Source organism: Streptomyces angustmyceticus (assembly GCF_019933235.1).
GTDB classification, from domain to species: domain Bacteria; phylum Actinomycetota; class Actinomycetes; order Streptomycetales; family Streptomycetaceae; genus Streptomyces; species Streptomyces angustmyceticus.
The window spans coordinates 2,124,458-2,148,522 of sequence record NZ_CP082945.1 but is presented as its reverse complement, the minus strand read 5'-3'; the positions used below and the strand labels follow the sequence as shown (position 1 = coordinate 2,148,522).

Here is a 24,065-nt window from a genome sequence, read left to right as displayed (position 1 = left end):
CGCGGGCCAGCGGGGCTCTGTCGCGTGCCAGCCGGGCTGGGTCGTGGCTGAAATGTGGGGTGGGTGGGGGAGGGGCGGGGCGGGGGAGAGACGGCGGAGTTCTGCCGATCCCCAGCCGCCAGCCATGTCCCCTCACACCACCGGCAACCCCGCGCTGCGCCATGCCTGGAAGCCGCCGTCCAGGTCGGTGGCGTGGCGCAGGCCCAGTTCGCGTAGAGAGAGCGCCGCGAGGGTCGACGCGTAGCCCTCGTTGCAGATGACGACGACCGGCAGGGCGTGATGGGTCGCTTCCGGGGCGCGGTGCTCGCCGGTCGGGTCGAGCCGCCACTCCAGCTCGTTGCGTTCCACGATCAGCGCGCCGGGGATGAGGCCGTCGCGCTCCCTCAGCTCCGCATAGCGGATGTCCACCAGCAGCCCGCCGGCTTCCTGGACGGCGGCGGCCTCCCGGGGATCCGCCCGGTGCCCCAGCTCGCGCCGGGCCCGGGCCAGCAGCTCGTCGACCGCGCTCATGTCCACTCCTCCGGCTGCTCGACCGCTTCGAGCCGTAGCACGGGGCCGTTGCGGCTGTAGCGGCGCATCAACGGCAGCGGCGGGTAGTAGGCGTGCACCGACACGGCATGGGTTTCCCCGGAGAGGTTGAGCACCTGGTGCACATGGTGCGGGCCGAACGCCCGGCCCCGGCCGTCGCTGAGTGTGCGCTGCCGGTCCACGTCGTCGGCGAGCTCCAGCGTTTTCCAGCCCTCGGTGGGGAGTTGAGCGGTGAGCGACTGTTCCGTCAGCTCACCCGAGGCCGTGGCGAAGGCGCCGTGCGAGCCGCCGTGGTCGTGCCAGCCGGTGCCGGTGCCGGGCGGCCAGCCGATCAGCCATGCCTCGCTGCCGCCCGGGCCGTTCAACCGGATCCAGGTACGGCCTTCGGGGTCGAGCGGGAGCGACGCGACGAGTGCGGAGTCCGCGGCGGTGCGGCGGACGAAGTCGAGGAGTGCGGAGGCGCTGGGCCCGCCGTCCTGGTCGGCGGCGGCAGGGCGCTCAGGGGTACGTACGTCGGGCACGGAAACCGTCCTGGGTGATCGCGAAGAGGCGCGGCTACCGGAGAAGGGCAGGCCGCGCGGGGAAGGAAATGCGGATCAACAGGACGGACGACACATGCAGCCCGCATAGCGGAGCAGGTCGAGATGGACCCTCCGCCAGAATCGCGGGCTGTGATCAGTCATCCTCGGAGTGAAACATGGACGTTCGCACAGGGTCAACCGCGGAGGGCCCGTCTTCCTTGCTCCCGGCCTCGTCGGATCCGCTCTCCCCGGGGTCGGTGTCCCTGAGGCGATCTTCCCTGCGTCCGGTCTCCTCGGATCCGCCCTCTCGGGGCCCGGCTTCTCCCGGCCGACCGCCCCTGACCCCCGCATCCCCGGGCCCGACTTCCCCGGACCCGACGCTGTCGGCCCCGCCGGCCGCCCCGGCGCCGCCTGCCCCCGCTCTGTCCACTCCAGCTCCGCCCGCCCCGACGCCATCCTCCCCGGCTCCGCCGTCCCGGTACCCCACGGAGCCTCCGGCCTCCCCGGAGCCCTCGGCCCGCCGGCCCTGCCCGGCCACCGCTTCCTGCCCGTACTCGTTGCTGTGCTCGTTGCCGTGCCCACTGCCGTACTCGTCGTCGTACTCCCCGCCCTGCGCCCTGCCCCGTACCGCGTCCGCGCAGGCGGCCATCTCGGCCGGGCGGACACCGGACAGCGTGGTGATCAGATGGCCGTCCGGCCGTACGAGCAGCACGGTGTGGGCGGCCGCGCCCGGATAGGCCTCGGTGACCAGGATCTCGGCGGCCATCGGCAGTGCCTCGACCGCGTCGGACAGCCGGGGCATCAGCCCCGCCGACTGCCAGTGCCGCCGGTCCCAGACGCCGGTGCCGGGCGCCACCAGCACCGCCAGGAGTCCCCTGCCGAGCCGGTCGTGCAGCCGGACCACCGAGCCGTCGGAGGCGGTCACCGGCACATCCGTGACGGCCGCGCCGGGCAGCGTCTCGACGACGGGGCCCCCGGTGACGGGCGGCGCGAGCGGAGTGCGGGCGTACACCGGCGGCGCGCCCAGCGGGCCACGGCCCAGATGGCCGTCCGTCAGGAGGGTGCTGCGGCCGCGGACCGTGCCCGGGAGCATGGTCCGCCAGCGGGCCGAGCGGCCGTCGCGCAGCAGCGGAAGTGCCTGGTCCGCGGCGCGCAGCCGGGCCGCGACGGCGCCGCGGCGCTCGGCCTGGTAGCTGTCGAGCAGCACCTCGGAGGCGCCGTGGTGCCAGGCCAGGCCCAGTTTCCAGGCGAGGTTCTCGGCGTCCCGCAGCCCCTCGTCCAGGCCCTGGGTGCCGAGCGCGCCCAGCAGGTGGGCGGCGTCCCCGGCGAGGAAGGCGCGGCCCTGCCGCCAGCGCCGGGCCAGCCGGTGGTGGACGGTGTGCACGCCGGTGTCGAGGAGGTCGTACGGCGGGACGAGCCGGCCGTGGCCGCGTCCCCGTGCGGGCGCCCCGCCGCCGTCCGGGCCGCCCTCGCCGGCCGCGTCCGCCGGGGATTCGGTGGTCCAGCCGGCCAGCGAGTCGCGGATCCGGGCGACCAGGGCGTCCGGGGTGACCAGTTCGCGCCCCGGTGGCAGCAGCCAGTCCAGCCGCCAGACGCCGTCGGCCAGCGGGCGGGCGGAGACCTCGTTGCCCGGTCCGCCGCCGTGCCGGGGCGGTGAACGGTGCAGCAGCGCCTCGCCGGGCCAGGGCAGCTCGCAGCGCAGCGCGGCCACCGCATGGCGCTCGACGGCCGTACGACCGGGGAAGCGGACGTCCAGCAGTTTGCGGACGGTCGAGCGCGGGCCGTCGCAGCCGATGAGGTAACTCCCGCGCCACCAGGTCCCGTTGGGGCCGCGGGTCTGGGCGCTGACGCCGTGCTCGTCCTGTTCGAGGGCGGCGAGCCGGCTGCCGGTGACGACCTCGGCGAGCTTCTCGTCGGCGAGTGCGGCGCGCAGGGCGCGGGTGAGCGCGTGCTGCGGGAGATGGACGGGGGACACGGCGGCGGGGGCGGCCGTGCCGTCCGGGCTCTGCGGGGCGAAGGCGACGCGTTCCACCAGGCGACGGCGGCGCATCGTACGCCAGGCCGTCCAGCGCGTGCCGGCGCTGTCCAGGGTGTCGGCGCAGCCGAGCCGGCCGACGAAGGCGGCGGTGTCCTGGCGGAGCACGGCGGTGCGGGCCGGCCGGGTGTCCTCCTGGCCGTTGCTCTCGTCGAGGACGACGCACGGCACGCCGAGGCGGGTGAGGGCGAGCGAGAGGGAGAGGCCGACGGGGCCGGCCCCGACAACGATCACCGGGTCCACGGCGCAGCTCCCCCGGGCCGCTGGTGCGTACGGGACAGGCGGAAACTGGCAGTTGGAGCCCGGTGCGTGATCACACAGCGTATGCAACCCACTGCGGCCGCTCGCGTCAAGTGACGGAGGCGGTGGCAACCATGCCACCGCCTCCGGACAGTCTCCTCCCGGCCACGGAACGGCTGCCGCGCCGTCAGGCGTGCGCGGGGGCACGGGGACAGGCGCTCGGGCCTGCGCGTTCACCGTCGTGTCCTGGGCCGCGGTCACCTTCCCCCGCAAACGCCGGCCACCCCGCGGCACGCCCCGGACGCCCCCCGGCAACCCTCAGCCGACAAGCCCCCCCCCGCAAGCCCCCCGCATGTGCCAAGAGCCCAACACCAGGCGCCCGACGCGCAAGCCCCCAACGCCGAACGGCGGCGGCACCACGAGGCACCGCCGCCGTCCACTGCGAAGGGTTCCGACCGCCCCGCCCCGTCAGTTCTCCTTCTGCCCCGGTGCGGTGGGGACGGCGTCGCCGACCTCCAGGGCGTCGGAGGCGGTCACCGGCTCGGCGGCGGCGGAGACGCCGATGCCGGTCTTGGCCCGGCGGCCGCGCCGCTCGATCCAGTTGGCGAGGGCGGACAGGGCCAGGCACATCGCGACGTAGATGCTGCCGGTGACGATGAGCACCGGGACGTAGGTGTCGTCACCGTCGACGATGATGTTGGTGCTGATCGAACGGGCGTTGTAGAGCAGCTCCTCGTACAGGATGATGTAGCCGAGGGAGGTGTCCTTCAGGGTCACCACGAGCTGGCTGATGATCGTCGGCAGCATCGAGCGGACGGCCTGCGGGATCAGCACCGTCGACATGACCTGTGTCTTGCTCATGCCCAGTGCGTAGGCGGCCTCGCTCTGGCCCTTGGGCACGGAGTTGACGCCGGCCCGCAGCACCTCGGCCTGCACCGAGCCGTTGTAGACCGTCAGCCCGAGGACCAGCGCCCAGAACTGCGCCTGGTTGCCGGAGAAGCCGAGGTCCTCCCGGTTGCTGAGGATGATCACCCACAGCGCGTAGACGGTGATCAGCAGGGGGACGGCGCGGAAGAACTCGATGAAGCCGGTGGCCACCCAGCGGACCGGCTTGTGCTCGGAGAGGCGGGCCACCGCGAGCACCACGCCCAGCACCAGCGACAGCACCGCCGCGATCGCGAAGACCTGCAAGGTGGCGAGCACACCGTCGCGGATGCTGGTGCGCACCCCCGCGTAGTTGAAGATGTCCCACTTCGCGGCGTCGAACTGGCCCTTGGCGTCCAGTCGCAGCACGACGAAGGCGAGCAACGCCACCAGCGCGACGGAACCGAAGACCATGTAGACGCGGTTGCGCACCTTGGCCCTCGGCCCCGGTACGTCGTAGAGAACGCTGGCCCCGCTCATGCCTTTACCTCACTTCGTTCCGCCCCGCCGGTGCGTGGCGCCCTCGTCATGCCGTTCCGCCTGCCGTGCCCGGTCATCGGCCCACTCCCAGCCGGCGCTCCAGCAGCCGGAACAGGCCGCTGATGGAGAAGGTGATGACGAGGTAGGCGAGGGCGACCCACAGGAAGATCCAGGCGATGGCGTAGCCCTCGTCGCTGAGGAGCTTGGCGACGCCGAACATCTCGCCGACGCTGAAGGCGCCCGCGATCGCGGAGTTCTTCGTCATGGCGATGAAGATGCTGCCCAGCGGCGACAGGACGGTGCGGGTGGCCTGCGGGAGCACGATCAGGCGCAGCGTCTGCGAGAAGGTCATGCCGATCGAGCGGGCGGCCTCGGCCTGCCCCAGCGGCACGGTGTTGATGCCGGAGCGCACCGCCTCGCACACGAACGCCGAGGTGTAGAAGCCGAGTGCCAGCGTGGCCAGTACGAACGGGCTCGCCCCCGGCACCAGGACCTGCGGCACGACGAACACCGCGACGAGGAAGAGCAGGGTCAGCGGCGTGTTGCGCAGCAGCGTCACCCAGGCCGCCCCGAAGGCCCGCAGCGGCGGTATCGGAGAGACCCGGAAGCTGGCTATGAGTACGCCGAGCACCAAGGCCAGCAGCGCACTGGCCCCAGTGATCGCCAGGGTTCCGAGGAACCCGTCACGGAACTCGGGCAGATGATCGAGGAGTACGTTCATGGGGTCTCCGCGGTTGCGGTCAGGTCGACGGCGGGAAGAGGGACGCGGGGCGGGGGAAGACAGCGCGCCCCGCACACCCGGCCACGGCGGGCGTGCGGGGCGGCGCGGTCATGGGACTGCCGGCGCCTCAGTAGCGCGGCAGCGGCGTCTGCGGGGCGACGTACTTCGAGCCCGACTTGCCGAGCGTGCCTTCGTACGCCTTCTCGTAGTCGCCGTTCTTGATGTGCTTCTCCAGGGCGGTGGTGATCGCGTCACGCAGCGCCTTGTCGTCCTTGTCCATGCCGACGCCGTAGGGCTCCTTGGTGAAGGGCTTGCCGACGACCCGGAGCTTCTCCGGGCGCTGGGCGGCGTAGCCCTTGAGGATCGCGTCGTCGGTGGTGACCGCGTCGACCTGGCCGTCGAGCAGGGACTTCACGCAGTCCGAGTACTTCGACATCTCGTTGGTCTTGGCGCCGTACTTCGGCTTCTTGATCTCCTGGAGAGGAGTCGAGCCGACGATGGAGCAGACCTTCTTGCCCTTGAGCGAGTCCGGGCCGGTGATGCCCTTCTCGTCCTTGCGCACGAGGAGGTCCGCGCCGGCCGTGTAGTACGGGCCCGCGAAGCCGACCTGCTTCTTGCGCTCGTCGTTGATCGTGTAAGTACCGACGTAGTAGTCGACCTGGCCGTGCGAGATGGTGGTCTCGCGGACGTTGGAGTCGACGGTCTGGAAGCTGATCTGCTTCGTGGAGAAGCCCAGGTCGGCCGCGACCATCTTGGCGATCTCGATGTCGAAGCCGGAGTACTTGCCGGTGGCCGGGTCCTTGAAGCCGAGGAACGGCTGGTCCGCCTTGACGCCGACGACGATCTTCTTCGCCTTCTGCGCCTTCTTCAGCACCGGCGAGTCGATCTTCGGGGTCGAGACCTTGTAGGTACCGCTGAAGACCTCGCCGCCGGCCGGCTTGTCGCCCGCCGTGCCCTTCTCGCCGCCGCACGCCGTCGCCGTGGCCGCGAGCGCGAGCACCACCGCACCGGCCGCAGCCGTCTTACGCATCCTCATGGTGAACATCCTTTGGTTCAACAAAAGTGGGAAATGATGGTGGCCCGACTACGGCCTCAGTGATGGAGGATCTTCGACAGGAAGTCCTTGGCGCGGTCGCTGCGCGGGTTGTTGAAGAACTGGTTCGGCTCGGCCTCTTCGACGATGCGGCCGTCCGCCATGAAGACGACCCGGTTCGCCGCGGAGCGCGCGAACCCCATCTCATGGGTGACCACGATCATCGTCATGCCGTCCCGGGCGAGCTGCTGCATCACGTCCAGCACCTCGTTGATCATTTCCGGGTCCAGCGCCGACGTCGGCTCGTCGAACAGCATCACCTTCGGGTCCATCGCCAGCGCACGGGCGATCGCCACCCGCTGCTGCTGACCACCGGAGAGCTGTGCGGGGTACTTGTCCGCCTGGGTGCCGACGCCGACCCGGTCGAGCAGCGCGCGGGCCTTCTCCGTGGCGGCGGCCTTGTCCGTCTTGCGGACCTTGGTCTGCCCCAGCATCACGTTCTCGAGCACCGTCTTGTGCGCGAACAGGTTGAACGACTGGAAGACCATGCCCACGTCGGCGCGCAGCCGGGCCAGCTCCCGTCCCTCCTGCGGCAACGGCTTCCCGTCGATGGTGATGCTGCCGGTGTCTATGGTCTCCAGGCGGTTGATCGTGCGGCAGAGCGTCGACTTGCCGGAGCCCGAAGGCCCGATCACGACGACGACTTCGCCGCGGTGGATCGTCAGGTCGATGTCCTGGAGCACGTGCAGCGCGCCGAAGTGCTTGTTCACGTTGTCCAGCACGACCAGCCGGTCCCCGGCCGCCGCGGGACCCTCGGCGTTCTTGGTCACCGATACTTCGCTCATCGGCGTGTAGCTCCGTCCTCCTCGGTTGGGAGGACCCTAGTAACGCCCTCGGAGCAGCGTCATCAGTTCTGAGGGGAACTTGAGGATAACGATCCGGCCGCAGACGGACACTCTGCGTCGAGCGGTGTCCGCGGAGGGCGACGGCAGTCTGCCGCGGCGGGCGTACCGGCTGGATAACGGATGGCGGCCGGGAGGTGGCCTGCTCTTGACGCGCATGCCCCGCATCACCGTAGATGCCCTGTGGCCTGTACACACGCACCCGGAAAGGAGGCCCGATGAGGCTGCTGCTCGTCGAGGACGACGATCATGTCGCCGCCGCGCTGTCCGCGGTGCTCGCCAAGCACGGCCTGTCCGTCGTGCACGCACGCAACGGCGAGGAGGCACTCAAGGCCCTGCTCCCCGACCACGCGGAGCCCTTCGCCGTGGTGCTGCTCGACCTCGGGCTGCCCGACCAGGACGGTTTCGAGGTCTGCGGCCGGATCCGCAAGATCTGCGCGACCCCCGTCATCATGGTCACCGCGCGCTCCGACGTGCGCTCGCGCATCCACGGCCTCAACCTCGGCGCCGACGACTATGTCGTCAAGCCGTACGACACCGGTGAGCTGCTGGCCCGCATCCACGCGGTGAGCCGGCGCACCGCGCCCGGCGGCGCCGAGCAGCCCGTCGAGGAGGGCGCCCCCGACGACGCGCTGCGGCTGGGCGCGGTCACCGTCGAACTCCCCACCCGCCAGGTGTCCGTGGACGGCTCGGCGGTCCCGCTCACCCGCAAGGAGTTCGACCTGCTGGCGCTGCTCGCCCAGCGCCCCGGCGTGGTCTTCCGCCGGGAGCAGATCATCAGCGAGGTGTGGCGCACGAGCTGGGAGGGCACCGGCCGGACCCTGGAGGTCCACATCGCCTCGCTCCGCGCCAAACTGCGGATGCCCGCCCTGATCGAGACGGTCCGCGGCGTCGGCTACCGCCTGGTCGTCCCGGCCGCCGGCGCGGGGCCGCGACTGCCCGCCACCCCGGCCTCCTGAAGGCCGCCGCGACCACGTGCGCACCCGACTCCTGCCGCTGCTCATCGTCCTGATGGCCGGTGTGCTGCTCGCGCTGGGCATCCCGCTGGGCGTCATCACGGCCGGTGTGGAGCAGCAGCGGGTGGTCATCGACCGGATCGACGACGCCGCCCGGTTCGCCTCCCTCGCCCAGTTCGTCACCGCCCGGCCGGTCACGGAGGCCGACAAGACGCCGGAGGAGGACGAGCGGCGCGCCACGCTCCGTACCGAACTCGCGCGCTACTACGACCTCTACGGCATACGTGCCGGTGTCTTCTACCGCGACCGCACCCCGATGGCCGCCGCCCCGGCCGGTATGCCGGTACCGCAGGACGGCGAGGGGGCCCAGGCGTTCCGCGAGGCGCTGGCCGGCCGGCGCAGCCACGACCCGCACCAGATCTGGCCCTGGGACGACACCGGCCGCATACCGGTCGCCTCCCCGGTGATCCGCGACGGTGACGTGGTCGCCGTCGTCATGACCGATTCGCCCACCGCGCAGATGCGCTTCCGCGTCCTGCGCAGCTGGCTGCTGATCGCGGCCGGGGAGTGCGCGGCCATGCTCGTCGCCGTCGCCGCGGCCTTCCGCCTCACCGGCTGGGTGCTGCGGCCGGTACGGGTCCTGGACGCGGCCAGCCACGACATCGCCACCGGCCGGATGAACGCCCGTGTGGCGGCCACCGCGGGCCCGCCCGAACTGCGCAGGCTGGCCCGCTCGTTCAACGAGATGGCCGACAACGTCGAGGACGTCCTGGAGCAGCAGCGCGCCTTCGTCGCCGACGCCTCCCACCAGCTCCGCAACCCGCTGTCCGCGCTGCTGCTGCGCATCGAGCTGCTGGCCCTCGAACTCCCCGACGGCAACGAGGAGATCGCGTCGGTCCGCACCGAGGGCAAGCGGCTGGCCCGCGTGCTGGACGACCTGCTCGACCTCGCGCTCGCCGAGCACACCGCCGCCGACCTCCAGCTCACCGATGTCGCGGCGCTGGCCGCCGAACGCGTCGACTCCTGGCGCCCGCTGGCCGACGACAAGGGCGTCCTCCTCACCTACGAGGGGCAGCGCGCCGTCACCGGCTGGGCCGACCCGATCGCGTTGTCCAGCGCGCTGGACGCCGTCGTCGACAACGCCCTGAAGTTCACCCCGGAGGGCCGGCCGGTCACCGTGGAGGTCGCGCCGAACGGCGAGCGCGTCCATGTCACCGTCGCCGACCGCGGTCCCGGCCTGACCGACGACGAGCTCGCGCGGATCGGCGACCGCTTCTGGCGCAGCGGCCGCCACCAGAACGTGTCCGGCTCCGGGCTCGGCCTGTCGATCACCCGCGCCCTGCTCACCGCGGGCGGCGCCACCATCGCCTACGCCCCGCACCCGCCGCACGGGCTGAAGGTCACGGTCACCGTGCCGCGCACCGGGCCGTGAGGGGCGGCGGGCACGGGAGCGCGCGGGCGCGGGCACGGGCTGCGGGGAGGGAGCGCGGTCTGCAGGGCCTTCCCGGCACCTGTGCTACCGTGAACGGTGTTGCAGTTGTGGTACCCATGATGAACTTTGTGCGCGCCCGGAGGCTGAAGCCCCGGGCGTTCCTTGTTTTCCGGACCTGTTCCGGTATGGGGCAATCATCTCGGCGACAAGGAGGCCGCGCAGTGTGGTCTCCGGTTTGCCCCATGAAGGAGAAAAACATGGCTTCCGGCACCGTCAAGTGGTTCAACTCGGAAAAGGGCTTCGGCTTCATCGAGCAGGACGGCGGCGGCCCCGATGTCTTCGCCCACTACTCGAACATCGCCGCGCAGGGCTTCCGTGAGCTCCTCGAGGGCCAGAAGGTCACCTTCGACGTGACCCAGGGCCCCAAGGGCCCGCAGGCGGAGAACATCGTCGCCGCCTGACGCTCCCGCGTCCCGTGAACGGGGCCCGCACCGGACCGACCGGTGCGGGCCCCGGTCCGTTCGCGGACCCGGCCCGGGAAGGTCCGGGGCCCCCTCGACGGCACCACCGGCTGAGGACCGTCGGCCTCCGGATCATGGCCTCCGGATCACGTCCTGTGGGCCCGGATCACGGTTTCTGGGACAGGTAGTACCGCCGGGCGCCCTCGTGGAGCGCCAGCGGGTCGGTGAACACCGCCGTCCGCAGATCCACCTTCTGCGCGGCATGCACCTGCCGCCCTATCCAGTCCCGGCTGTCGATGACCGTACGGGTGATGCCCTGGGTCATCACCGCGTCCTCGCGGTCCGTCGTGACCAGCAGATTCGCCACCGCGATCGTCTTCACCGCCTGCCCGTCCTGGGCCGCGGGGTAGGCGTCGGCGGGCATCACCGCCGCCCGGTAGTAGCGGGTGCGCTCGCCCTGCCGGTGCAGCGCCGGACTCAGGTCCCCGAGCTGGACCAGCCGTACCGGGAAACGCTGCGCCAGCCGCTGCACGGCCATCGTCGGCAGCCCGCCGGACCAGAAGAAGGCGTCCAGCTTGTGCTGCTCCAGGAGCTTCGGCATCCGGTCGATTCCGACCCGCACCGGCTCGATGTCCTCGTTGAAGTCCAGCCCGGCCGCCTCCAGCAGCCGCCGGGTGATCAGCTGGACCCCGGAGTCGTCGGTTCCCACGCCCACCCGCAGCCCCCGCAGGTCCTTCGTCGAGCGCACCGCGGACTTCTTCGGCACCACCAGCTGGACGTAGTCGTCGTACAGCCGCGCGCAGGCCCGCAGCCGGTCCGCGCCGGCCTCGCCCCTGATCTGGTACGTGGCGACCGCGTCCGCCGTCGCGATGGCGAACTGGGCGCGCCCGGAGACCAGTTGCCGCATGTTGTCGATGGAGCCCTCGCTGCGGGCCAGCCGCAGATCGACATCCGGCAGGTCGTGGGCCAGATCCTGCTTGAGCAGCTCCCCGTAGCGTGCGTACACCCCGGTCGGCACGCCCGTCGCCAGGGTCAGCCGGCCGCGGGGCGTGGGGTCGGCGTTCATCGCCAGCAGCCACCACAGCGCCAGCCCGAGGACGACCAGGGCCGCGAGCGCCGCCTGGAAGGCCCGGCGGCCGGTGCGGGAGAGTGCTGTGACCATGGGCGGGATCCTGCCAGGACCGCGGCCGGAAAGGGAGGGGCAGGGCTTTTCTGTGGACAGTCCGGGGCCCGCCTGTGGAAAGTGCGCGCGATCGCCGCGGGTGCGGAGGCGGCCCGGGGAGGCCGTGCCGGTGAGCCGCGGGCTCGCCTTTGCAGACGGCGCTCGGCGTAGCACGATCGGGAGTGGAGGGTTCTCCCCTCCTCCCGACGTCGCGGAGACCCGGCACGTCTCCCACCGCGCGCCGCCCGGCGCGCACCGCACGCGATCCCTCCACCACGAGCGCACCGGCGCCGCTGCCCGACACCGCGGCCCACTGACGCGCCGGTGCGGGAAGCGAGCCCCCCATGAAACCGCTCAAAGCGCACACCGAGCCGCGGACGGAGGCCCAGGCCCGGCCCGGCACCCTCCGCGCACCCCCGTACGGCGCCGACCTGGGCCTGCTCCTCCTGCGCCTGACCGTGGGACTGATCCTCGCCGGCCACGGCGCCCAGAAGCTCTTCGGGATCTTCGGCGGCCACGGCCTCGCCGCCACCGGCAAGGGCTTCGCCGCCCTCGGCTACCGCCCCGGCGAGTTCTTCGCCGGCCTCGCCGGAGTCTCGGAATTCCTCGGCGGCCTCGGCCTCGCCCTGGGACTGCTCACGCCCCTCGCGGCCGCCGCGCTCATCGGCGTGATGATCAACGCCATGGTCGTCTCGGCGCCCAAGGGGCTCTGGGAGATGACCGGCGGTATCGAATATCCCCTGACCATCGCCGTCGTCGCGCTGGCCGTCGCGGCCACCGGACCCGGCCGCTTCGCCCTCGACCGCCCCTTCCGCTGGGGGCACGGAGGACTGGGCAGCGCGGCCTTCGCGCTGGTGGTGGGGGGTGTCGGCGCCGCCGTCGTGCTGGCCCTGTGAGGCCGCCGGCCCGCGCACCGGCCCGTCCGGGGCCGGATCCGCCGAGGACTCCGGGGGCGGGAGGTACTTCCGCCACCGCCTACCCTTGTGGCATGACCAGCAGCGACCGGAGCCAGGCAGTGGGCGTGAACAAGAGTTACGAGATCCGCACCTACGGGTGCCAGATGAACGTCCACGACTCCGAGCGGCTGTCGGGCCTGCTGGAAGAGGCCGGATACGTCCCCGCGCCCAAGGACGGCGAGGGCGCCGACGTCATCGTCTTCAACACCTGCGCGGTGCGGGAGAACGCCGACAACCGGCTCTACGGCAACCTCGGCCAGCTCGCCCCGAAGAAGGCCGCGCGGCCCGGCATGCAGATCGCCGTCGGCGGCTGCCTGGCCCAGAAGGACCGCGACACCATCGTCAGGAAGGCCCCCTGGGTCGACGTGGTCTTCGGCACGCACAACATCGGCAAGCTGCCGGTGCTGCTGGAGCGCGCCCGCGTCCAGGAGGAGGCGCAGGTCGAGATCGCCGAGTCGCTGGAGGCGTTCCCCTCGACCCTGCCCACCCGGCGCGAGAGCGCGTACGCCGCCTGGGTCTCGATCTCGGTGGGCTGCAACAACACCTGTACGTTCTGCATCGTCCCCGCGCTGCGCGGCAAGGAGAAGGACCGCAGGACCGGCGACATCCTCGCCGAGATCGAGGCGCTGGTCGCCGAGGGCGTCAGCGAGATCACCCTGCTCGGCCAGAACGTCAACGCCTACGGCTCCGACATCGGCGACCGCGAGGCGTTCTCGAAGCTGCTGCGCGCCTGCGGGCGGATCGAGGGCCTGGAGCGGGTCCGCTTCACCTCCCCGCACCCCCGCGACTTCACCGACGACGTCATCGCCGCCATGGCCGAGACGCCCAACGTCATGCCGCAGCTCCACATGCCGCTGCAGTCCGGCTCGGACACCGTGCTCAAGGCGATGCGCCGCTCGTACCGCCAGGAGCGCTTCCTCGGCATCATCGAGAAGGTGCGCGCCGCCATGCCGGACGCCGCCATCTCCACGGACATCATCGTCGGCTTCCCCGGCGAGACCGAGGAGGACTTCGAGCAGACCCTGCACACCGTCCGCGAGTCCCGCTTCGCCCAGGCGTTCACCTTCCAGTACTCCAAGCGCCCCGGTACCCCGGCGGCCGACATGGAGGGGCAGATCCCCAAGGCCGTCGTCCAGGAGCGCTACGAGCGGCTGGTCGCCCTCCAGGAGGAGATCTCCTGGGAGGAGAACAAGAAGCAGGTCGGCCGCACCCTCGACGTGATGGTCGCCGAGGGCGAGGGCCGCAAGGACGAGGCGACCCACCGCCTGTCCGGGCGGGCCCCCGACAACCGCCTGGTGCACTTCACGCGCCCCGAGGAGCCGGTCCGCCCCGGCGACATGGTGACCGTCGAGATCACCTACGCCGCTCCGCACCACCTCCTGGCGGAGGGCCCGGCCAAGGCGGTCCGCCGCACCCGCGCCGGCGACGCCTGGGAGAAGCGGAACGCCGCCCCGGCCGAGAAGCCCCAGGGCGTGCTGCTGGGCCTGCCCACCATCGGTGCCCCGGCGCCGAGCCCGGCGCCCGCCGCCGGCTGCGGCTGCGACTGACCGGCCGCGCGCCGGGCGCCGCGCAGGCCGCCCCGACCGGCCTCGCACCAGGGGCGTTACGCTGCGTGGCATGCTCGTAGCCGCCGCTGTCTGCCCCTGCCCGCCGCTCCTCGTCCCGGAGGTGGCCGCCGGTGCGGCTCCCGAACTCGACGCGCTGCGTGCCGCCTGCCTGGACGCGATCGGTGTGCTCGCCGCGGCCCGTCCCGACCGGCTGGTCGTCGTCGGCCCGGCCGACGAGGCCGGCCGGGGCGCGCACCCGCAGGGCGCCGCCGGGTCCTTCCGCGGTTTCGGGGTGGACCTGGAGGTGCGGCTGGGCGCCGCGAAGACCGCGCCGGAGCGGGAACTCCCGCCGTCGCTGGCGGTCGGCGCCTGGCTGCTGTCGCGTACCGACTGGGCCGACGCACCCGTGGAGGCGCTGGGAGTGGCCGAGTCGCTGCCCCGCGACCGCGCGGCGGCGACGGGCCGGGACCTCGCGGCGTCGGCGCCCCGGGTGGCGCTGCTGGTGATGGGCGACGGAAGCGCCTGCCGGACGGTGAAGGCGCCCGGCTACTTCGACGAGCGGGCCGAGCCCTTCGACGCCGCCGCGGCCCGCGCCCTGGGCGCCGCCGACACCGCGGCGCTGGCCGCGCTGGACGAGGAGCGGGCCGCCGCCCTCCTGGCGTCCGGACGGGCCTGCTGGCAGGTGCTCGCGGGCGCGGGCGAGGACGCGGGCCTGAGCGGGCGGCTGCTGCGCGAGGAGGCCCCGTACGGCGTGGGCTACTTCGTGGCCGCCTGGTCGTAGCGCGGCCTCGCGGACCGGGTACGGCGACGGCCGCGAGGCGCTCCGCCCCGCGGCCTTCGCACCGTCTCCGGCGGGCGCGGCGGGCTACTGCCGCGCGCTCTCGCTGTCCGCGGCGGCCTTCGCCGACTGCTGCCGGGGGATCCCGGCGCTCTCGGGGGCCTTCTCCGCCGGCGTGGCATCCTCGGCCGCCGCCTCCGCGGACGCTTCCGGAGTGGCCGCCTCCGCTGCCGCCTCCACCGGGGGCGCGGCGTCGTCCGCGGCCTCGTCGGTCTCGCCGGAGCCCGTGACCTTCTCGGCCGTGCGGGAGCCCTCAGCCTTCTCGGTCTGGCCCGAGCCCGTGGCCCCCTCCGCGTCCGCGGCCTCTCCGGAGCCCCCGGCGGCCGCCGCACCAGCAGGCTCCGCCGCCTCCGCCGTCCCGGCCGTCACCGCCGGAGCGGTCCCTTCCTCTTCCTCCGCCGACGCCGCCGCCCTACGGCGGCGAAACCGCGAAAACACGCCCATGACCGCTCCTACGCTCTTCCTGTGGCGAGATCCCCTGCCGCCGGAAGCGGCCCTTTGCGCCGCCCGCGGGCGCCGGTGGGACCCACCGGCCTCTCGGGACCTCGCAACAGGCAACGAACCCATCGGTTGCCCGTCACGTCGCTCGTTCGAGACGGGGCCGTGAGGTTTGCGAGACTGGCGGGGTGAAAACCGCCGTTCCCGCTCCGCGGGTCATCGCCGTCGTCGGCCCCACCGCGGCCGGAAAGTCCGATCTGGGCGTCGCACTCGCACAGCACGTGGGGGGCGAGGTCATCAACGCCGACTCCATGCAGCTCTACCGCGGCATGGACATCGGCACCGCCAAGCTCACGCCCGAGGAGCGGCAGGGCGTCCCGCACCGCCTCCTGGACATCTGGGACGTGACCCGCGCCGCCAGCGTCGCCGAGTACCAGCGGCTGGCCCGCGCCGAGATCGACCGGCTGCTCGCCGAGGGCCGCACCCCGGTCCTCGTCGGCGGCTCCGGCCTGTACGTACGCGGCGCGATCGACGCCCTCGACTTCCCCGGCACCGACCCGGAGGTGCGCGCCCGCCTGGAGGCCGAACTCGCCGAACAGGGCAGCGGCCCCCTCCACGCCCGGCTGGCCGCCGCCGACCCCGAGGCCGGCCGCGCGATCCTGGCGAGCAACGGCCGCCGCATCGTGCGCGCCCTGGAGGTCATCGAGATCACCGGCCGCCCCTTCACCGCCAACCTCCCCGGCCACGAAGCGTTCTACGACACCCTGCAGATCGGCGTCGACGTCGCGCGCCCCGAACTCGACGAGCGGATCGCCCTGCGCGTCGACCGCATGTGGGAGACGGGCCTGGTCGACGAGGTGCGCCGGCTGGAGGGCGAGGGGCTGCGCGAGGGCCGCACGGCCTCCCGGGCGCTCGGCTACCAGCAGGTGCTGGCCCAGCTCGCGGGGGAGTGCACCGAGCAGGAAGCGCGCGACGAGACGGTGCGTGCCACCAAGCGCTTCGCGCGCCGCCAGGACTCGTGGTTCCGCCGGGACCCGCGGGTCCACTGGCTCAGCGGCGCCGCCGAGCACCGGGCGGAACTCCCCGCCCGGGCGCTGGCCCTGCTCGAACGACCGGTCACAGCCTGATCACGTCATGGCATCGGGACGCTCCGGCCGCCATCCGGGCCCCTGAGGGCGTGTCATCATCGACCTTCGATCGAGGCGTGCAGTCTGCAGTGGGGAGGGCGCGTGGCTATGGAGGCCGGCCCTCGCAACCGTGCGCAGCAACCGGACACCGGCGCTGACACGGCACCCCTGACGGACGACGGACCGGGCCCCGACGACGGCCCCGGCCCCCTCACCGACCCGGACGCCCTGGACGACTCCGACGCCCCGGACTCCGGCCCCGACGGGCCCGGCGAGGGCGGCGGCGAGTCCTTCCGGGAGCTCCGCCCGCCGCGCCGGCTGCGGCTGTGGCAGGTGGCGCCGATCGTCGCGCTCGCCGCCCTCGGCTCGCTGATGTTCGCCTTCCCCCTCGCCTTCGAGCTCGGCGGCGGCGCGGTGATCGCCATGCTGGGCCTGCTGCTGTGCTGCTGCGCCGCCGGCTGGGGCATGATGGCCGCCCGCCGCGTCGGCCACACCTGGCCCGGCCTCCCGGTGCCCGGCTCCGGCCGCCGCGCCGACTGGCGCGTGGTGCTGCTCTACGCCGTGGTGGTGGCGATCCCGGCCTCGCTGGCCATCCTGCGCGTGGCCCGGCTGCGCTGAACCGGCAGGCGCCCCGCGCCCGCCGGGCCCGCCCGGCCCCGTGCGGCCGAGTGCTCCGGTGCCCCCGTACGATGCAGAGGTGACCAGCACGCAGCGCCTCGCCTTCCTCAAGGGCCACGGCACCGAGAACGACTTCGTGATCGTCCCCGACCCGGACGGCCGCCTCGACCTGTCCGCGACCGCCGTCGCCAGGATCTGCGACCGGCGGGCCGGAGTCGGCGGCGACGGCCTGCTGCGCGTCGTGCGGTCCGCCGCGCACCCCGAGGCCAGTGCCCAGGCCGACGAGGCCGAGTGGTTCATGGACTACCGCAACGGCGACGGCTCGATCGCCGAGATGTGCGGCAACGGCGTCCGCGTCTTCGCGCGCTACCTGCTGCACGCCGGCCTGGTCGAGGCCGGTGACCTCGCCATCGCCACCCGCGCCGGCCTGCGCCGTGTGCACGTCGCCAAGACCGGCGACGTCACGGTCTCGATGGGCCGCGCCGCGCTCAGCGAGGACGGCGTCGTCGTCACCCTCGACGGCCGCAGCTGGCCGGCCCGGAACGTGAACATGGGCAATCCGCACGCCGTCGTCTTCGTCGAGGACCTCGCCCACGCCGGCGAACTGCGGGCCGTACCGCCGTTCAGCCCCGCGTCGGTTTATCCCGACGGCGTGAACATCGAGTTCGTCGCCGACCGCGGCCCGCGCCATGTGGCGATGCGGGTGCACGAGCGCGGTTCGGGCGAGACCCGCTCCTGCGGCACCGGCGCCTGCGCGGTCGCCGTCGCCACCGCACGCAGGGACGGCGCGGCCCCCGCACGGACCGGCGAAGCCGTCACCTACCAGGTCGACGTGCTGGGTGGCAGCCTCTCGATCACCGAGCTGCCCGACGGCACCGTCGAGATGACCGGCCCGGCCGAGATCGTCGCCGAGGGCACCTTCGACCCCGCCTGGCTGACCGCCGCGCTCGCCTGACCCGCTCCCCGGCGCCCGGGGAACGGACCTCCCGCACACAACGGCCATGGCCGGGGGATTCGCTCGAACGGGTGATCCGAATCACTGTGAGCGAGAGCTGGACAGCGCTGCGTGATGGGGTCGGTAGCATCAAGCACCGGCCCGGACGCCCGAACTGACGCGTCCCACCGCCGGTCGACGCTGCCGGAGGTGCCCATGAGCGCAGAGGCCACTAACCCTGGTAACCCTGGAGCAGCGGGCCGCAGGCGCGGCCGCCGCCGGCTGGAGCTCAGAGGGCTGCGCCGGATCGGCCGGGCCGCCCTGCTCGGCCCCGCCCCGCGCGACGGCCTCCCGCACGCCCTGGAACACGTCGCCAAGGTGCACCGCGGCCACCACCCGGACGCCGACCTGGACACCCTCACCAGGGCCTACCTCCTCGCCGAGTCCTCGCACCGCGGCCAACTCCGCAAGAGCGGCGAGCCGTACATCACCCACCCGCTCGCGGTGACCCTCATCCTCGCCGAACTCGGCGCGGAGACCACGACCTTGACCGCCTCACTGCTCCACGACACCGTCGAGGACACCGAAGTGACGCTGGATCAGGTGCGGGAACTGTTCGGCGCCGAGGTCTGCTACCTGGTCGACGGCGTCACCAAACTGGAGAAGGTCGACTACGGCGCGGCGGCCGAGCCCGAGACCTTCCGCAAGATGCTGGTGGCGACCGGCAACGACGTCCGGGTGATGTCCATCAAGCTCGCCGACCGGCTGCACAACATGCGCACCCTCGGGGTGATGCGCCCCGAGAAGCAGGCCCGGATCGCCAAGGTGACCCGCGACGTGCTGATCCCGCTCGCCGAACGCCTTGGCGTCCAGGCCCTCAAGGCCGAGCTGGAGGATCTCGTCTTCGCCATCCTGCACCCCGAGGAGTACGCCACCACCCGGTCCCTGGTCATGGAGTACGCCGACCGGCCCGACCCGCTGACCGAGCTCGCCCGGCGGGTGCGCGCGGTCCTGGCCGAGGCGGGCATCGACGCCGAAGTCCTGCTCCGCCCCCGGCACTTCGTCTCCGTGCACCGGGTGCGCCTCGCCCGCGGCGAGCTGACCGGCGCCGACCTCGGGCGGCTGCTGGTGCTGGTGGGGGAGGACGCCGACTGCTACGCCGTCCTCGGCGAACTCCACACCTGCTTCACCCCGGTCGTCTCCGAGTTCAAGGACTTCATCGCGGCCCCCAAGTTCAACCTCTACCAGTCGCTGCACACAGCGATCACCGGCCCGTCCGGGGAGATCGCCGAGACGCTGATCCGCACCCACCAGATGCACCGGGTCGCCGAGGCCGGGGTGATCGCGCTGGGCAACCCCTACGCCCCCACGGACGGCACGGACGCCCCCGAGGGCGAGCGGGCCGACCCGACCCGCCCCGGATGGCTCTCCCGGCTGCTGGAGTGGCAGCGCACCACTCCCGACCCGGACACGTTCTGGACCTCGCTGCGCGACGACCTCGCCCAGGACCGGGAGATCACCGTCTTCTGCGCCGACGCCCCCTCGGACGGCTCGTCCCCCGTCGCGGGCGGCGCCATCGGTCTGCCCGCCGGGGCGAGTTGCGTGGACGCCGCCTACGAACGGCACGGCGAGGCCGCGCACTGCTGTATCGGCGCCCGCGTCAACGGCCGGCTCGCCACGCTCGCCACCGTCCTGCGCGACGGCGACAGCCTGCAGCTGCTGATGGCCCCCGACTCCGCGGCCGGCCCCTCGCCCGAGTGGCTCGACCACGTCCGTACCCCCGCCGCCCGGCTCGCCATCGCCCGCTGGCTGGCCGGACCGCAGGAGCCCGGCGCCCGCCCGGTGAGCGCCGGTGAGGGGCCCGCCGCGGCGCCTCCCGCCGACCGCCCGGCCGCGGACGACGACCGGCCCGGGGCGGACCCGGTCGCGGCCTCGGTGCTCGTGGTGGCGGACCTGCCCGGCGCCGCGGTCCGGCTGGCCGGCTGCTGCACCCCGGTGCCGCCGGACACCGTCACCGGATTCGCCGTACGGGGCGGCACGGTCACCGTCCACCGCGCCCTGTGCCCCGCCGTGGCGCGCATGGCGGCCACCGGCCGGCAACCGGTCGGGGTGCGCTGGCGCGGCGCCGACCAGGGGGGCCACGGCTGCCGGGTCACCCTCCTGGCAGAGGCGTTCAGCCGGCCGCACCTCCTGGCCGACCTCACCGAGGCCATCGCCTCCCAGGGCGCCGCCGTGGTGTCCGCCGCCGTCGAACCCCCGCACGAACAGCGGGTCCGCCACACCTACACCCTGCACCTGCCGAACGCCGCCGGGCTGCCGTCCCTGATGCGGGCCATGCGTCAAGTACCCGGCGTCTTCGATGTGTTGCGCGCCGGACGCGCCCGGCAGGCCGCGGCGCTGCGGCCCTAGCGGCCCCGGGGGCCCGGCGGGTGACGGTCCGTCGGATAACCCTCCGCCCGGCGGCGTAAGACGGACGCACGATCCGCCGCCCGTTCGGGTGCCGTTTGCCCCCTCACCCGCGGGGGAGGGGGCCGCGTTGGTAGCGGTAGTGCATGCCCCTTCCCCCGCGCCGCCCGTCCCGCGACCCCGGTCGCCCCGTTCCCGTCCGCGCCCTGCCCCGCGGCCCGAGCGGGCGACCGCGCTGGACCGGCCGGCGGGCCGCCGCCCTCGGACTGGCCGCGCTCGCCACCCTCGGCATGGCCGAACCGCCCGCCAGAGGGCCGCAGGGCCTCGGCGACCGGCTCTTCCCCATGCTCGGCAACACCGGCTACGACGCCCTGTCCTACGACGTCTCCCTGAACTACTCCGGCCACAACGACCGGCCGATGAACGCCCGCACCGAGATCACCGTCCGCGCCACCACCGAGCTCGACCACGTCAACCTCGACTTCGCCCGCGGGACCGTACGCTCCGTCAAAATCGGCGGTCTGCCCGCCACTCACGAGCAGCACGGCGAGGATCTCGTGCTCACCCCGTCCTTCCACATCTCCCGGGGCCAGGAGGTGAAGATCTCCATCGCGCACACCACCGACCCCCGCGCCAAGGGCGACGGCGGCTGGCTCCGCACCGCCGACGGCCTGGCGATGGCCAACCAGGCCGACGCAGCGCACCGCGTCTTCCCCTGCAACGACCACCCCTCCGACAAGGCGCTCTTCACCTTCCGCATCACCGCGCCGCAGGAGCTGACCGCCGTCGCCAACGGGCTGCCGACGAGCCCCGGCGCCCGCGCGGGCCGCCGCACCTGGACCTACCGCACCCTCCACCCCATGGCCACCGAGCTGGCGCAGGTCTCCATCGGGAGGTCCAGCGTGGTGCTGCGCCACGGGCCGCACGGCCTGCCGCTGCGCGACGTCGTGCCGACCGCGCACCGCGCCGCCCTCGCGCACTGGCTGGCGAAGACCCCGGCCCAGATGTCCTGGATGGAGCGCAGGGTCGGCCCGTACCCCTTCGAGGCGTACGGCGTGCTGATCGCCAACGCCAGGACCGGCTTCGAGCTGGAGACCCAGACCCTCTCGCTCTTCGAGAAGGCCATGTTCACCACCGGCCAGCTGCCCGCCTGGTACGTGGAGTCGGTGATGGTGCACGAGCTGGCCCACCAGTGGTTCGGCGACAGCGTCAGCCCGCGCCGCTGGTCCGACGTCTGGCTCAACGAGGCCCATGCCACCTGGTACGAGGCCCTCTACGCAGAGGAGCGGGGCGGCCGCCGGGCCTCCCTGGAAGCCCGGATGCGGCATGCCTACCAGGAGTCCGACGGCTGGCGGTCCGACGGCGGCCCGCCCGCCGCGCCCAAGGCCCCCCGCCCGGGGCAGAAGATCGGCATCTTCCGCCCCGTCGTCTACGACGGCGGCGCGCTGGTCCTGTACGCCCTGCGGCAGAAGATCGGCCCCGCCGCCTTCGACCGGCTGGAACGCGCATGGGTCGAGCGGCACCGCGACGGCGTGGCGGACACCTCCGACTTCGTCCAGCTGTCCTCCGATGTCGCCGGGCAGAACCTCACCGGCTTCTTCCAGGACTGGCTCTACGGCGAGCGGACCCCGTCGATGCCGGGCCATCCGGACTGGCGGCCCAAGGAAGCCGCCGCGAAGCCGGGCCACCCCAAGAGCGCCGGAGCCGTCCACGGGACGAAGGGGGTGCCCGTGAAGCCCGGCCCGAAGGGGGTGGTCACGAGCCCCGGGAACCCCGGACCGAAGGGTGCGGCGGTGCGCCCCGCGCCGAAGAGGGTGCCGGTGCACCCCGTGGCCAAGGGGACTGCCGTGAAGCCCGCAGCCAAGGGGGCGCCCGTGAAACCCGCGTCCAAGGGAGCGGCTGTGAAGCCCGCGCCCAGGGCGGCGGCCGTGCCCGCTGCCCCGAAGAGGGCGCCGGTGACCCCCGTGCCCGGGGCGGCGGCCGGGAAACCCGCGCCCACGAACCCCGTCGCACCGCCCGGAAAACCCGTGTGACGGCCCTCGCGGGGCATGGGACCATCTAGGGGACGGCACCGGCCGTCCCGGGAATCTCCGGGACGGCTCGGACGTTGAACCAGCGACGGCAGCGGCAGCGCCGCTGCGGTCGCCGCACGACCCACGGTCCCGGCGGGAACACCAGGTCCCGCCAGGCCTCCCGACGACGCGAAGGATCAAATGACCTCCTCTTCTTCCCTTCCGCAGGACCGGCAGCGCCTCCCCGAGAGCCTTCGGGCCAACGCCCTGATGGAAGAGGACGTCGCCTGGAGCCACGAGATCGACGGGGAGCGTGACGGCGACCAGTACGACCGTTCGGCCCGGGCCGCGCTGCGCCGTGTGGCGGGCCTGTCCACCGAGCTGGAGGACGTCACCGAGGTCGAGTACCGGCAGCTCCGCCTGGAGCGCGTGGTGCTCGTGGGCGTGTGGACCTCCGGCACGGTCCAGGAGGCCGAGAACTCCCTCGCCGAGCTCGCCGCCCTCGCCGAGACCGCCGGCGCCATGGTGCTCGACGGCGTCATCCAGCGCCGTGACAAGCCCGACCCCGCCACCTACATCGGCTCCGGCAAGGCCCTGGAGCTGCGCGACATCGTGCTGGAGTCCGGAGCGGACACCGTGGTGTGCGACGGTGAGCTCTCCCCGGGCCAGCTGATCCACCTCGAGGACGTCGTCAAGGTCAAGGTGGTCGACCGGACCGCCCTGATCCTCGACATCTTCGCCCAGCACGCCAAGTCCCGGGAGGGCAAGGCGCAGGTCTCGCTGGCGCAGATGCAGTACATGCTCCCCAGGCTCCGCGGCTGGGGCCAGTCGCTGTCCCGGCAGATGGGTGGCGGTGGCTCCGGCTCGGCCGGCGGCGGTATGGCCACCCGTGGTCCCGGTGAGACCAAGATCGAGACGGACCGGCGCCGGATTCGCGAGAAGATGGCGAAGATGCGCCGGGAGATCGCGGAGATGAAGACCGGCCGGGACATCAAGCGCCAGGAACGCCGGCGCCACAAGGTCCCCTCGGTCGCCATCGCCGGCTACACCAACGCCGGCAAGTCCTCGCTGCTCAACCGCCTCACCGGCGCCGGCGTCCTGGTGGAGAACGCGCTGTTCGCCACCCTGGACCCGACCGTCCGGCGGGCCGAGACGCCCAGCGGACGGCTCTACACCCTCGCCGACACCGTCGGCTTCGTCCGCCACCTCCCGCACCACCTCGTCGAGGCGTTCCGCTCCACGATGGAGGAGGTCGGCGAGTCCGACCTCATCCTGCATGTCGTCGACGGCTCGCATCCGGTGCCCGAGGAGCAGCTCGCCGCGGTCCGCGAGGTGATCCGCGACGTGGGCGCGACGGACGTGCCCGAGATCGTGGTCGTCAACAAGGCCGACGCGGCCGACCCGCTGGTGCTGCAGCGACTCCTGCGCCAGGAGAAGCACGCCCTCGCGGTCTCGGCCCGTACCGGCCAGGGCATGGACGAACTGCTGGCCCTGCTGGACGAGGAGCTTCCCCGGCCGCGGGTCGAGATCGAGGTGCTGGTGCCGTACACCCACGGCGCCCTCGTCTCGCGGGCACACGCCGAGGGCGAGGTCATCTCCGAGGAGCACACCGCGGACGGCACCGTGCTCAAGGCGCGGGTCCATGAGGAGCTGGCCGCCGAACTCCAGCGCTTCGTCCCCGCGGCGTAGCGGCCGCGCGGCACCGAACGGCGCGAAGGCCCGCCCCCGGGAGACCGGGGGCGGGCCTTCGTCATGCTCCTGCGAGGGGCGCGGGGGCACCGTCCCGGCGCCGCC

General features: G+C 73.2%; 20 protein-coding genes and 2 pseudogenes. 12 read left to right on the top strand and 10 right to left on the bottom strand.

Annotated features, from left to right (window positions below):
• Window positions 1–132: 132 nt before the first annotated feature.
• The 8 genes and pseudogenes from K7396_RS09760 to K7396_RS09730 form a co-directional block, all read right to left on the bottom strand.
• On the bottom strand, window positions 133–510 hold the full coding sequence (locus tag K7396_RS09760) for a rhodanese-like domain-containing protein (RefSeq protein ID WP_086721897.1): 378 nt from the start codon (window positions 508–510) through the stop codon (window positions 133–135).
• Window positions 507–1,049: a cupin domain-containing protein gene (locus K7396_RS09755; RefSeq protein WP_086721898.1), complete on the bottom strand. Its 543-nt coding sequence runs from the start codon at window positions 1,047–1,049 to the stop codon at window positions 507–509. Before K7396_RS09755 ends, K7396_RS09760 begins: the two co-directional genes overlap by 4 nt.
• A 75-nt stretch (window positions 1,050–1,124) precedes the next feature.
• Complete coding sequence (locus K7396_RS35800) at window positions 1,125–1,211, bottom strand: putative leader peptide (RefSeq protein WP_317852149.1); 87 nt, start codon at window positions 1,209–1,211, stop codon at window positions 1,125–1,127.
• A 451-nt stretch (window positions 1,212–1,662) separates the two neighbouring features.
• Window positions 1,663–3,327: pseudogene (locus K7396_RS09750) on the bottom strand (FAD-dependent monooxygenase); the annotation flags it as partial.
• Window positions 3,328–3,792: 465 nt separating this feature from the next.
• Window positions 3,793–4,728 (bottom strand): amino acid ABC transporter permease, encoded by a 936-nt coding sequence (locus K7396_RS09745; RefSeq protein ID WP_086720036.1) that lies wholly within the window; start codon window positions 4,726–4,728, stop codon window positions 3,793–3,795.
• Window positions 4,729–4,801: 73 nt separating this feature from the next.
• The gene (locus K7396_RS09740) at window positions 4,802–5,449 is read right to left on the bottom strand and encodes an amino acid ABC transporter permease (protein ID WP_086720035.1); all 648 of its coding nucleotides are present in this window, start codon (window positions 5,447–5,449) and stop codon (window positions 4,802–4,804) included.
• 127 nt (window positions 5,450–5,576) lie between these two features.
• A complete protein-coding gene (locus K7396_RS09735) occupies window positions 5,577–6,485 on the bottom strand; it encodes a glutamate ABC transporter substrate-binding protein (RefSeq protein ID WP_086720038.1) in 909 nt (302 codons plus the stop codon).
• 56 nt (window positions 6,486–6,541) lie between these two features.
• The gene (locus K7396_RS09730) at window positions 6,542–7,327 is read right to left on the bottom strand and encodes an amino acid ABC transporter ATP-binding protein (RefSeq protein ID WP_086720034.1); all 786 of its coding nucleotides are present in this window, start codon (window positions 7,325–7,327) and stop codon (window positions 6,542–6,544) included.
• A 275-nt stretch (window positions 7,328–7,602) separates the two neighbouring features.
• On the opposite strand from K7396_RS09730, the gene K7396_RS09725 reads away from it, so the two are divergent.
• The 3 genes from K7396_RS09725 to K7396_RS09715 all read left to right on the top strand — a co-directional run bounded on the left by K7396_RS09725 (window position 7,603) and on the right by K7396_RS09715 (window position 10,233).
• On the top strand, window positions 7,603–8,343 hold the full coding sequence (locus K7396_RS09725; protein ID WP_086720032.1) for a response regulator transcription factor: 741 nt from the start codon (window positions 7,603–7,605) through the stop codon (window positions 8,341–8,343).
• 16 nt (window positions 8,344–8,359) lie between these two features.
• Complete coding sequence (locus tag K7396_RS09720) at window positions 8,360–9,772, top strand: sensor histidine kinase (protein WP_086720030.1); 1,413 nt, start codon at window positions 8,360–8,362, stop codon at window positions 9,770–9,772.
• 257 nt (window positions 9,773–10,029) lie between these two features.
• Window positions 10,030–10,233, top strand: coding sequence for a cold-shock protein (locus tag K7396_RS09715; protein ID WP_006602702.1), 204 nt, complete (start codon window positions 10,030–10,032; stop codon window positions 10,231–10,233).
• A gap of 166 nt (window positions 10,234–10,399) precedes the next feature.
• Here the strand turns inward: K7396_RS09715 and K7396_RS09710 are convergent, their stop codons facing one another.
• A complete protein-coding gene (locus K7396_RS09710) occupies window positions 10,400–11,395 on the bottom strand; it encodes a TAXI family TRAP transporter solute-binding subunit (RefSeq protein WP_086720028.1) in 996 nt (331 codons plus the stop codon).
• A 344-nt stretch (window positions 11,396–11,739) separates the two neighbouring features.
• Here K7396_RS09710 and K7396_RS09705 point away from each other — a divergent pair, with 344 nt between their 5' ends.
• From K7396_RS09705 to K7396_RS09695, 3 genes are all read left to right on the top strand, one after another.
• On the top strand, window positions 11,740–12,291 hold the full coding sequence (locus K7396_RS09705; RefSeq protein ID WP_086720026.1) for a DoxX family protein: 552 nt from the start codon (window positions 11,740–11,742) through the stop codon (window positions 12,289–12,291).
• Between the two features lie 92 nt (window positions 12,292–12,383).
• Window positions 12,384–13,898 (top strand): tRNA (N6-isopentenyl adenosine(37)-C2)-methylthiotransferase MiaB, encoded by a 1,515-nt coding sequence (gene miaB / locus K7396_RS09700; protein WP_086720025.1) that lies wholly within the window; start codon window positions 12,384–12,386, stop codon window positions 13,896–13,898.
• 70 nt (window positions 13,899–13,968) lie between these two features.
• Entirely contained in the window at window positions 13,969–14,679 is a 711-nt protein-coding gene (locus K7396_RS09695) for a class III extradiol dioxygenase subunit B-like domain-containing protein (RefSeq protein ID WP_086720023.1), read from the top strand.
• 84 nt (window positions 14,680–14,763) lie between these two features.
• Here K7396_RS09695 and K7396_RS09690 read toward each other — a convergent pair whose 3' ends face one another.
• Window positions 14,764–15,105 (bottom strand): hypothetical protein, encoded by a 342-nt coding sequence (locus K7396_RS09690; protein ID WP_158101174.1) that lies wholly within the window; start codon window positions 15,103–15,105, stop codon window positions 14,764–14,766.
• Window positions 15,106–15,362: 257 nt separating this feature from the next.
• Between K7396_RS09690 and miaA the strand changes: the two genes are divergently transcribed.
• The 6 genes and pseudogenes from miaA to hflX all read left to right on the top strand — a co-directional run bounded on the left by miaA (window position 15,363) and on the right by hflX (window position 23,960).
• Window positions 15,363–16,301, top strand: a complete 939-nt coding sequence (gene miaA / locus K7396_RS09685) for a tRNA (adenosine(37)-N6)-dimethylallyltransferase MiaA (protein ID WP_086720019.1) — start codon at window positions 15,363–15,365, stop codon at window positions 16,299–16,301.
• Window positions 16,302–16,409: 108 nt separating this feature from the next.
• Window positions 16,410–16,919 carry a hypothetical protein gene (locus K7396_RS09680; protein ID WP_086720018.1) on the top strand — a complete coding sequence of 170 codons (510 nt, stop codon included), beginning with the start codon at window positions 16,410–16,412 and terminating at the stop codon, window positions 16,917–16,919.
• Window positions 16,920–16,998: 79 nt separating this feature from the next.
• Entirely contained in the window at window positions 16,999–17,874 is an 876-nt protein-coding gene (dapF, locus tag K7396_RS09675) for a diaminopimelate epimerase (RefSeq protein WP_086720017.1), read from the top strand.
• A 195-nt stretch (window positions 17,875–18,069) separates the two neighbouring features.
• Complete coding sequence (locus K7396_RS09670) at window positions 18,070–20,262, top strand: RelA/SpoT family protein (protein ID WP_086720016.1); 2,193 nt, start codon at window positions 18,070–18,072, stop codon at window positions 20,260–20,262.
• 143 nt (window positions 20,263–20,405) lie between these two features.
• A pseudogene (locus tag K7396_RS09665) lies at window positions 20,406–21,950 on the top strand (M1 family metallopeptidase); the annotation flags it as partial.
• A gap of 522 nt (window positions 21,951–22,472) precedes the next feature.
• Window positions 22,473–23,960, top strand: a complete 1,488-nt coding sequence (gene hflX / locus K7396_RS09660) for a GTPase HflX (RefSeq protein WP_086720015.1) — start codon at window positions 22,473–22,475, stop codon at window positions 23,958–23,960.
• Window positions 23,961–24,065 lie beyond the last annotated feature (105 nt).